The organism is Pseudomonas sp. FBCC-B35, assembly GCF_059133755.1.
Genome location: NZ_CP101439.1, coordinates 1,184,801 through 1,195,000, shown reverse-complemented (window position 1 = coordinate 1,195,000; position 10,200 = coordinate 1,184,801). Strand labels below are relative to the sequence as shown.

Annotated in this window: 10 protein-coding genes and 1 rRNA gene (1 of these 11 running past the window's edge); 3 read left to right on the top strand and 8 right to left on the bottom strand. The window is 60.7% G+C overall.

What is annotated here, in order from left to right; all coding sequences use genetic code 11:
• Window positions 1-668 (bottom strand): 16S ribosomal RNA (locus tag NMB38_RS05325) (it extends 869 nt beyond the left edge of the window).
• A gap of 454 nt (window positions 669-1,122) precedes the next feature.
• Between NMB38_RS05325 and NMB38_RS05320 the strand changes: the two genes are divergently transcribed.
• Both NMB38_RS05320 and NMB38_RS05315 read left to right on the top strand, forming a co-directional pair.
• Window positions 1,123-2,019 (top strand): formate/nitrite transporter family protein, encoded by an 897-nt coding sequence (locus NMB38_RS05320; protein WP_049696449.1) that lies wholly within the window; start codon window positions 1,123-1,125, stop codon window positions 2,017-2,019.
• A gap of 238 nt (window positions 2,020-2,257) precedes the next feature.
• Window positions 2,258-3,355 carry a diguanylate cyclase gene (locus NMB38_RS05315; RefSeq protein ID WP_110607330.1) on the top strand — a complete coding sequence of 366 codons (1,098 nt, stop codon included), beginning with the start codon at window positions 2,258-2,260 and terminating at the stop codon, window positions 3,353-3,355.
• Here the strand turns inward: NMB38_RS05315 and NMB38_RS05310 are convergent.
• The 5 genes from NMB38_RS05310 to NMB38_RS05290 all read right to left on the bottom strand — a co-directional run bounded on the left by NMB38_RS05310 (window position 3,336) and on the right by NMB38_RS05290 (window position 5,418).
• A complete protein-coding gene (locus NMB38_RS05310) occupies window positions 3,336-3,683 on the bottom strand; it encodes a DUF2025 family protein (RefSeq protein ID WP_088523536.1) in 348 nt (115 codons plus the stop codon). The two genes, NMB38_RS05315 and NMB38_RS05310, sit on opposite strands and share 20 nt — an antisense overlap.
• A gap of 169 nt (window positions 3,684-3,852) precedes the next feature.
• Window positions 3,853-3,969, bottom strand: coding sequence for a cytochrome c oxidase subunit CcoM (gene ccoM / locus NMB38_RS05305; protein WP_023535213.1), 117 nt, complete (start codon window positions 3,967-3,969; stop codon window positions 3,853-3,855).
• Window positions 3,970-4,104: 135 nt separating this feature from the next.
• Entirely contained in the window at window positions 4,105-4,263 is a 159-nt protein-coding gene (locus tag NMB38_RS05300) for a hypothetical protein (RefSeq protein WP_088523537.1), read from the bottom strand.
• A 65-nt stretch (window positions 4,264-4,328) separates the two neighbouring features.
• Entirely contained in the window at window positions 4,329-4,664 is a 336-nt protein-coding gene (locus NMB38_RS05295; RefSeq protein ID WP_236166004.1) for an aspartate-semialdehyde dehydrogenase, read from the bottom strand.
• A 61-nt stretch (window positions 4,665-4,725) separates the two neighbouring features.
• Entirely contained in the window at window positions 4,726-5,418 is a 693-nt protein-coding gene (locus NMB38_RS05290) for a M949_RS01915 family surface polysaccharide biosynthesis protein (protein ID WP_028687604.1), read from the bottom strand.
• A 159-nt stretch (window positions 5,419-5,577) separates the two neighbouring features.
• On the opposite strand from NMB38_RS05290, the gene rapA reads away from it, so the two are divergent.
• On the top strand, window positions 5,578-8,424 hold the full coding sequence (gene rapA / locus NMB38_RS05285; protein WP_282478669.1) for an RNA polymerase-associated protein RapA: 2,847 nt from the start codon (window positions 5,578-5,580) through the stop codon (window positions 8,422-8,424).
• A 94-nt stretch (window positions 8,425-8,518) separates the two neighbouring features.
• Here the strand turns inward: rapA and NMB38_RS05280 are convergent, their stop codons facing one another.
• Together NMB38_RS05280 and NMB38_RS05275 are read right to left on the bottom strand one after the other, a co-directional pair.
• A complete protein-coding gene (locus tag NMB38_RS05280) occupies window positions 8,519-9,412 on the bottom strand; it encodes an NAD(P)-dependent oxidoreductase (protein ID WP_027915313.1) in 894 nt (297 codons plus the stop codon).
• Window positions 9,413-9,609: 197 nt separating this feature from the next.
• Window positions 9,610-9,909 (bottom strand): DUF2288 domain-containing protein, encoded by a 300-nt coding sequence (locus tag NMB38_RS05275; protein ID WP_027915314.1) that lies wholly within the window; start codon window positions 9,907-9,909, stop codon window positions 9,610-9,612.
• Between the last annotated feature and the right edge of the window lie 291 nt (window positions 9,910-10,200).

Sequence of the window (10,200 nt, the reverse complement as noted above, 5' to 3'; positions counted from 1 at the left end):
CCACCACCCTCTACCGTACTCTAGCTTGCCAGTTTTGGATGCAGTTCCCAGGTTGAGCCCGGGGCTTTCACATCCAACTTAACAAACCACCTACGCGCGCTTTACGCCCAGTAATTCCGATTAACGCTTGCACCCTCTGTATTACCGCGGCTGCTGGCACAGAGTTAGCCGGTGCTTATTCTGTCGGTAACGTCAAAATTGCAGAGTATTAATCTACAACCCTTCCTCCCAACTTAAAGTGCTTTACAATCCGAAGACCTTCTTCACACACGCGGCATGGCTGGATCAGGCTTTCGCCCATTGTCCAATATTCCCCACTGCTGCCTCCCGTAGGAGTCTGGACCGTGTCTCAGTTCCAGTGTGACTGATCATCCTCTCAGACCAGTTACGGATCGTCGCCTTGGTGAGCCATTACCTCACCAACAAGCTAATCCGACCTAGGCTCATCTGATAGCGCAAGGCCCGAAGGTCCCCTGCTTTCTCCCGTAGGACGTATGCGGTATTAGCGTTCCTTTCGAAACGTTGTCCCCCACTACCAGGCAGATTCCTAGGCATTACTCACCCGTCCGCCGCTGAATCCAGGAGCAAGCTCCTGTCATCCGCTCGACTTGCATGTGTTAGGCCTGCCGCCAGCGTTCAATCTGAGCCATGATCAAACTCTTCAGTTCAATACTGCTTGGGTTTTTAAGAAACCCTAAACTTGGCTCAGCAATCTCAAATGACTATGTGATTTCTCGCATGGTCACTTGTGATGCTGATAATCTTTCTGACTATCAGTCCGTACTCACAAGCACCCACACGAATTGCTTGATTCGATTTGTTAAAGAGCGTTTGGCTAAGAGTGTTTCGTCTCAACCGAGGCGCGCATTCTACGCTTTCCTCATTGCCTGTCAAGCGTTTATTTTGAAGTTTTCTGAAGCGCCTTACTCGAAGACTTGAAACTTCAACCGCTGACCGACTTCCCCGCTGCGTTACTCGCTGCGAGGTGGCGAATAATACGCGCTTTGAATCTGGAGTCAACCCTTTGATTTAAAAACTTTTGCGCTCGCAGCGCCCCACTCCCCGCAACTTAATGAGGCTGCAGTGAATCTGTAGATAAACCCACCACGGAGCGTAGCGGTAATGAGCGAGACGCAAAGCGAGAAAACCCCGGGCCTGTCGGCAGACGAACAACAGGAGGTCAGTTCCAACCAGCCGCCGCGTGCGGCGGTGTTGCACGAGACCATTCGCTTGCAGGGCGATCAGGAACTGGAACGTACATTGGCTGCGCTCTGGTGGTCAGCCCTTGCCGCAGGTTTGTCCATGGGGCTGTCACTGATGGCCATGGGTCTTCTGTACTCGCGTCTGCCGGACGGCGAGAGCGCGCAGGTCATCGCCAGTATCGGCTACAGCGCCGGCTTCCTGGCCGTCATCATCGCGCGGCAGCAATTGTTCACCGAGAACACCCTGACCGCTGTCCTGCCAGTGATGACGACGCCAACGCTGGGCAACTTCGGTCGCTTGCTGCGCCTGTGGGGCGTGGTCCTGGCCGGCAACCTGGCCGGTACTCTATTGGTGGCCTGGGTGATGCTCGAACTGCCGATCTTTGATACCAAGACAGATATCGCGTTTCTGGAGGTGGGCCGTAAGGTGATGGAAAACGACGTCAGCCAGATGTTTGCCAAAGGCATCGTGTCCGGCTGGATGATCGCCACAATGGTCTGGATGATCCCCTCCATGGAGCACGCCAAGATCTGGATCATCCTGGTCATCACCTACCTCATGGCATTGGGCGACTTCACCCACATCGTGGTGGGGTCGGTAGAGGTCTCGTATCTGGTCTGGGCGGGTGAAGAAACCTGGAGCAACTTCTTGCTGCACTTTGCCCTGCCTACGCTGGCCGGCAACATCATCGGCGGCAGTCTCATCTTTGGTCTGATCAGCCATGCACAGGTGCGCAGCGACAGCGGCAAATCGCCGTCCCAGTTACTCAAAGATGAACAGCCCTCGCGAAAGCACCAGGACGATCAGCAAAAGTGAAACGTTGCCTTCAAGGCGTGCGGGTAACATCCCCTCTTCTTCTATAAGGAAGCTGGGCCGAGGCGTTGCGACAACGCTGCCCAGCTTTGCCCTCTTATTCCACAGCCCAGTCAGGCATACTCGCCCCACTGCTCGCATCACCCGTGATTTGGCTTGCAAGGCCATGTCTCGTGCGCCTGCCATGGCCCAGAATACTCGCGCACGTCAAGCGATAAGCGCCCCGATAGAGATCAAACCCATGGACACACGCACCGGCAAAGGCCTTTCGTTTGCCAAACGGATTTATCTGCCTCGGGTACTGGGCAAGGGTGTGGGGCTTTTCGCGGTAATGGCTGCGGTGGAACCCCTGTCTCCCCCCGCTTGGGTTTGGGCATTCATGCTTTTCAACGGCTTGCTGTGGCCACACTTGGCCTATCAGTGGGCGGCCCGGTCCAAAGCGCCCTACCAGGCCGAGCAGCGCAACTTTTTCCTTGATTCGCTGATGGGTGGGTTCTGGGCCGGTGCCATGCAGTTCAACCCGCTGCCGACGGTTACCGTCCTGTCGATGGTCACCATGAACAACGTCGCAGCCGGCGGCAAGGGGTTGGCTATTCGCGCAGGGATGGCGCAATTGGCAGGCATGCTTGCGGCTTGCGCCCTGCTGGGGCCGGGATTTCAACCCAACGCTACCGCCTTCCAGGTCTACGCCTGCCTGCCGATGTTGACGCTGTATCCAGCGGCGCTTGGGTGGGTGTGCTATCGACTGGCAATCAAGCTGGCCGAGCACAAACGCCGGCTCAACACCCTCAGCCTCACCGACAGCCTCACCGGGCTACTCAACCACGGCGCCTGGAAAGACCTCTTGGCAAGGCGTTTTAGCGGGTGCAGGAAACAGCGCGGTGAGGCTGTAGTCGCTCTGATCGACATCGACCATTTCAAGACCATCAATGACACTTTCGGCCATGTGGTCGGCGATCAGGTATTGCGCCAGGTCAGCATCGAGTTGCGCGGCGCCCTGCGCGAAGGCGACAAGGCCGGACGCTACGGGGGTGATGAATTTTGCGTGATACTGCCCAGCACCACCGAAGCCCAGGCCTTTCAGGCCATGGAACGCCTGCGTGAGCGTGTGGCGAGCTACCGCGACCCGCAGATGCCCCAATTGCGCATCAGCTTGAGCATTGGCCTGTGCCCGTTCGACCCCTCGCTGGAGACTCCGGACGGTTGGTTACGCCAGGCGGACACCGCCTTGTATGTCGCCAAGCGCAATGGCCGGGATCGGGTCATGGTCACTCATCGGGCCAATGCCAGCGTGGCGCCTTCTGCCGAACCCCCCGCCTTCATATCGCTGGCGCGATGACACCTGCCGGGTGCAAGTGTCGCTCGGCCACAATCTCAGGCAGGTCATGCCGGCGAAGGTAAGCCTTCAACGGCTCACTCACATTCAGCCGCTCATCCATGTGTTGCTCCATCAGCAAGCCCAGTCGCTCGCGACACAAGGCCATGCGATGTCCCTGCTCAGGCCGCCATACGAACTCGTTGCACGGGGTGATGCTGTCGTCGGCGATATCCATACCGAAGGCATCCTCGGAGAAACGCACGATATAGATGCCACGTTTACCGTGAAAGCCCACGAAGCCCTTGAGCTGCTCGGCCGCCTTGCAGATATCCTGGGATGTAATGGTCATGCCCCACCTCATGGTCAATGGAACGCGCTGCGCAGCCGTCACACGGGAACGCTTGCCACTGCAGGCCACGCCCGTGCCCAACGGGCCACGTCGCCGGAACAGATGCCAGGCAAAAAAATGGGCGACCGAAGTCGCCCTAAATGCCTTGCGTGCTCATGAATCGGGAAGGTCAAGGGCGCTTGCGCTTGCTCGAGTCCTTCCAGATGAAAATGCCTAGACCGGCGAAGAAAGCCACCATCAACCCCACCGTTACCACCCCTGCGATAACCACGTTGTCGAAGAACATGCCGACCTCTCCATTTGTTCGCCGTTGTCCGATGGGGAAACAGTAACCAATGTCGGGCGCAAGGAAATTGACCAAGGTCAATGACGCCCGGGGCCGGGCGCACGGGGCGGGCGCAGGGTTGACCTGCATCAAGCGTCAGCGCTTCTTGGGCTTGCGCTTGGACTTCTTCTTGGCAGCGTTCAAGGGCAATGCCTGTTCGAACGCATCGCGCATCTCGTTCAGGCGCTTTTCCTTGATGTCATGCACGCGGCGGGCACGTTCGGCATCGAAATCAATGAGATTGTCTTGGCTCATACTGGGCTCTACACGCTACGGATGCTGCATGATGGGGCTAGAACCAGACACTTGCCAGCCCTGCTTCATACCTCGATGTCCACGAGCAGCCCCTGACGCACGGGCTCGCCCATCAGCGGCACCACTGGCACGGTACTGTCGGCGTTGACCTCATGGCCTGGCAACGCATCGAACCGTTCATCAATACCTTTGCCTTTACCCTGGCGTTGCTGCTGCCGGCGCTGCTCCTCGCGCAGCAGCAACTGCTGTTCCTGCGGGTCACGCTGGCGCTTGAGGTCGATCGCACTTTCACCGGACGCAGGCTGCGCCGGCACTACCGGCTTTATATCCGGGGTCGGTTTGACCGGGTCCTGCTGCGAGGTGACCGGGGCAGCGCTGAGCGGAATGATCGGTGGCAGCATGGCGTTCTCCTGTACCCCTGTATCGGCAACCACACAGCTGCCTTGAAGTCATGGACAACATTCAGCCCGGTTCGTCCTGCGCCTCATCCTGGTCCTGCAAGGCAGTTTCGCTCCAGGGACGCTGGTAGACCTGCTGCCACACTGCATCCATATGGGCTCGAACCCAGGCCGGGGCAGCCTTGAGCGAGGCACTGTCCTGGCGCTCGCCGCCGATCGGGTCTTCGCCTGCCGGGGTGATCAGCGACTGACCCGTGATGCTGTAGACCGTTTGCCCGTCACGCATCTCGATGGCGATGTCATGGGGCTCGACACCTCCTCCGCAGAAGGCATGACTGGCCACCGTCACCTCGGCCTCACCGTTCTGATCGAGGTCGGCCACGCCGCTGACATCGGTGTAGAAATCCACGTCCAGATCCAGGCCCGGACACGTGGTTTGCTGATCGATCTGCCAGCGCGCCTGGAAAGCTTCTTGCGCTTTGCGGCGGCCGTACAAGGTCGCCTTGAGCACGACCTTGTCCACTTCCTGCTCACTTTCCGGGTCGCTGGCCTGGCCATCGACACGGCTCAAGACCAACAGGCCTTCGCCGTTCCTGTCACGGTAGTGCACGCTCTTGAGCGGTGCCTGCACACCCAGCACCTCCAACTGCTCCATGGGGATGGGCGGCAAGGTTTCGAAGGTCTTGGGCTCGCAGCCTGCCAGGAGCAGACCGCCGGCCGTAAGGCTCAAGACAACGCAAAGGGGCTTGGCAGGCATGGGATGCAGAACCCTCGTCGGCACGGCATGAAGCGACGAAACGGCTAGACTGATGCACCGGCCGATACCGTTCGGCACCCTCAGGTGCACTCGGCACTTTGGTCTGCCCGGCCGATCCGTTAACATAATCGGCTTTTTCATCGCGGGAGTGCAGGCAGTATGGCGCAGCAGTATCAACCGGGGCAACGCTGGATCAGCGACAGCGAGGCAGAGCTCGGCCTGGGTACCATCCTGGCGCAGGATGGCCGCCTCCTGACCGTCCTCTACCCGGCCACTGGCGATACCCGGCAATATTCCCTGCGCAATGCGCCGCTGACACGCGTGCGCTTCTCGCCAGGTGATCAGATCACTCACTTCGAAGGCTGGAAGCTGACCGTGCGCGAAGTCGAGGACATCGACGGCTTGATGGTCTATCACGGGCTCGACGGGCAGAATCAGCCCCGCACGATGCCGGAGACCCAGCTGTCGAACTTCATCCAGTTCCGCCTGGCCAGCGACCGCCTGTTCGCCGGCCAGATCGACCCGCTGTCGTGGTTCAGCCTGCGCTACAACACCCTTCAGCACACCAGCAAGCAGATGCAGTCCACGCTGTGGGGCCTGGGCGGCTGCCGCGCCCAGCCCATCGCTCACCAGTTGCACATCGCCCGCGAAGTGGCCGACCGCAGCGCACCTCGCGTACTGCTCGCCGACGAAGTGGGCCTGGGCAAGACCATCGAGGCAGGCCTGGTGATTCATCGCCAGCTGCTGACCGGCCGCGCCAGCCGGGTGCTGATCCTGGTGCCTGAGAACCTCCAGCATCAATGGCTGGTAGAGATGCGCCGGCGCTTCAACCTGCAGGTCGCCCTGTTCGATGCCGAGCGGTTCATCGAAAGCGATGCCAGCAACCCCTTCGAGGATGCCCAGCTCGCGCTGGTCGCGCTGGAGTGGCTGGTCGACGACGAGAAGGCCCAGGATGCAATGTTCGCGGCAGGCTGGGACCTGATGGTGGTCGATGAAGCGCACCACCTGGTCTGGCACGAGGAACACGCCAGTGCCGAATATGCGCTGGTCGAACAGCTGGCCCAGGTCATTCCCGGCGTGTTGCTGCTCACCGCAACCCCTGAGCAACTGGGCCAGGACAGCCATTTCGCGCGGCTGCGCCTGCTCGATCCCAACCGTTTCCATGACCTGGCGGCCTTCCGCGCCGAAAGCGAGCACTACCGGCCGGTGGCCGAGGCGGTGCAGGAGCTGCTGGACGAGGGGCGCTTGTCGCCGAAGGCACACGCCACCATCCAGGGTTTCCTCGGGGCCGAGGGCGATGCACTGCTCGCTGCGGTCAACGACGGGGACAGCCAGGCCAGTGCCCGACTGATCCGCGAACTGCTCGATCGTCATGGCACCGGGCGAGTGCTGTTCCGCAACACCCGTGCCGCCATCCAGGGGTTCCCTGAGCGTCAGTTGCACCCTCACTCACTGCCCAATCCGGAGCAATACGCCAGCTTGCCCGAGGGTGAACACGCCGAGCTCTACCCTGAGGTGGCGTTCCAGTCCCAGGCGGACCAGGCGCAAGAAGAGCGTTGGTGGCGCTTCGACTCGCGGGTCGACTGGCTGATCGACACCTTGAAAATGCTCAAGCGCACCAAGGTGCTGGTCATTTGCGCCCATGCCGAGACCGCCATGGACCTGGAAGACGCCCTGCGCGTGCGTTCCGGTATTCCGGCTTCTGTCTTCCACGAAGGCATGAGCATCCTGGAGCGCGACCGCGCGGCGGCTTACTTCGCCGACGAAGAATTCGGCGCCCAGGTGCTGATCTGTTCGGAAATCGGCAGTGAGGGGCGCAACTTCCAGTTCGCCCATCACCTGGTGATGTTCGACTTGCCTGCTCACCCCGACCTGCTCGAACAACGTATCGGGCGTCTGGACCGTATCGGCCAGAAGCACACCATCGAGTTGCACGTGCCGTACCTGCAAGGCACGCCGCAAGCGCACCTGTTCCAGTGGTACCACGAGGGGCTCAACGCGTTCCTGAACACCTGCCCCACCGGTAACGCCCTGCAGCACCAATTCGGCCCACGCCTGCTGGCACTGCTCGACAGCGATGACAGCAAGGCCTGGGATAGCCTGGTCAACGAAGCGAGAAGCGAACGTGAGCGGCTTGAAGCCGAACTGCATACCGGCCGTGACCGCTTGCTCGAACTCAATTCCGGCGGTGCTGGCGAAGGTGAAGCGCTGGTCGAGGCCATCCTCGAGCAGGACGATCAGTTCGCCCTGCCGATCTACATGGAAACCCTGTTCGATGCGTTCGGTATCGACAGTGAAGACCATTCGGAAAACGCACTGATCCTGAAGCCCAGCGAGAAGATGCTCGATGCCAGCTTCCCCCTGGGCGATGACGAAGGTGTGACCATCACCTACGACCGCGGCCAGGCGCTGTCGCGTGAAGACATGCAGTTCCTGACCTGGGAGCACCCGATGGTGCAAGGCGGCATGGACCTCGTGCTGTCCGGCTCGATGGGCAATACCGCCGTGGCACTGATCAAGAACAAGGCGCTCAAGCCTGGGACCGTGCTGCTGGAGCTGCTGTTCGTCAGCGAGGTGGTCGCGCCGCGCAGCTTGCAACTGGGCCGGTACCTGCCGCCCGCCGCCCTGCGCTGCCTGCTTGATGCCAACGGCAATGACCTGGCCTCGCGGGTCGCATTCGAGACCCTGAACGATCAGCTCGAGAGCGTGCCGCGTGCCAGTGCCAACAAGTTCGTCCAGGCCCAGCGTGACGTGCTTGCAAAGCGCATCGGCAGCGGCGAAGAAAAGATCGTCCCGCTCCACGAGCAACGGGTGGCCGACGCCCAACGTCGCCTGGCCGCCGAAGCCGACGAAGAGCTCGCACGCCTGGTGGCACTGCAAGCGGTCAACCCGAGCGTGAGGGACAGTGAAATCGACGCGTTGCGCAAGCAGCGCGAAGAGGGCCTGGCCATGTTGGCCAAAGCAGCACTGCGTCTTGAAGCGATACGGGTGCTGGTCGCAGGCTGACCCCGGCGAGCCCACCTGACCTGCAGCGGCCTCATCGTTTCTGGGATGAGGTCGCCCCTGGGCAGAACGTACCCACCACGCGCCGGGTCAGCACCTAGTCCTGGCGTTTGATTCGATACTGCTCGACCAACGTCGAAGGGTCCTGGTCCAGGTAACCCTGACTGCCGTGCAACCGCATCAACTGGGCAGCCAGGCCCGTAAGCGGCGTCGCTGCGCCCTGTTCGCGTGAAAACTTCACGGCACCATCCAGATCCTTGAGCAGGGTCCGCACGTGCCACTTGATGGGAGCGAAACGGCTCTCTGCCATCTGTGGGGCCAGTATCTGCAAAGGCTTGGAGTCGGCAAAGCCGCCTGCCAGGGCTTGGGCGATCAACCCGGCGTCCACCCCGGAACGCTCGGCCAGCGCGATGACCTCGGCGATGACCAGGGCGTTGCACGCCACGATCATCTGGTTGCAGGCCTTGGTCACCTGGCCTGCGCCAACGCCCCCCATGTGTGTCACCCGCTGGCCGAGCACCTCCAACACTGGGCGAGCACGCGCCAGGTCAGCCACCTCCCCGCCCACCATGATCGCCAGGGTACCTGCCTGCGCACCTGCCGTGCCGCCGGACACCGGGGCATCCAGCCACCCCATACCACACAAGGCGCCCAGCTGGGCTGCCATTTCCCGGGTAGCGCCAGGCTCCAGGCTGGAAAAATCCACCAGCAGCTGACCCTGCCGCCCGCCTGTGGCAACGCCCTGATCGCCAAATACCACGTCGCGCACCACGGCGGTATCGGCCAGGCACAGCAATACCATGTCCACCTGCTGCGCAAGCTCGGCAGGGCTCGCGGCCAGTCGCGCGCCTGCGTCAACCAGCGCCTGGCATTTTTCCGGGCTGCGGTTCCACACCCACAGCCCATAGCCGGCCGCCAGCAGGCGCTGGCACATCGGCAGGCCCATCAGACCGACACCAGCGAAACCTAGGGAGGGTAATGCGTTGCTCATCAGGAACTCCTGGCTGAAAAAGGGTGGCTGGGGCAATGCTGCGCTGCATGACTGCGGCGATGGCCACCTTTACGCATGCCGTAAACTGTTACCGCCACGCCGAATTGTTACTTACCTCTACCTCGATTGAGCAATCACAAGCACCCAAAAGAGGCGCCTGCGCGTTTTCGCGCACCAAAAAAGCACAAGGCTGTCATTCACCGCCTGACTTGAATGACGATGAACGGCGATACGACTACCGCCCATATCTCTGGATCGCGGGTTTGCAGGTCACTGGCCTGTTCTGCCGTAACCGGGCCGACAGTGCCATCAGAGCGCCACTTATCGAAGAGGTCACTGCGGTTTTCGGCCATTGCCGTGGCCACGGTGATTAAATCCAGGGCGGGATCGACCCAAATCAGGTCACCCTTTGCCCAGAACCTTTCTAAGGCTTTCCACTCGATGGTGGCGGTTTCTCCGAGCAGTTTGGCATAGAGGGTGCTTGTTCGATCAGTCATGGGAATATCCGCTGGAAATCTGGCTTTTGAAAAAGCCGGCATTTTTGCAGAAAAACCCGGTTTCAAATATGCATTTGGGTATCAGGCCCCGTATTTTCGGGGTACGACCGCCAGGATAAGCCATTTGATGGCGCCTTTCTGTACTTTTGTGTCAAGCAAGCGACAACCGTTAAACCAGGCGCTTTTTGCCCGCTTTTCAAGCGCGCTGACAGCGCTCTACACTGTACCGGTACAGTTCCGGGACATGTTCCGGGGAAGGTGGGCTTGCGCGTTGGCATGGCCACGCCGCAA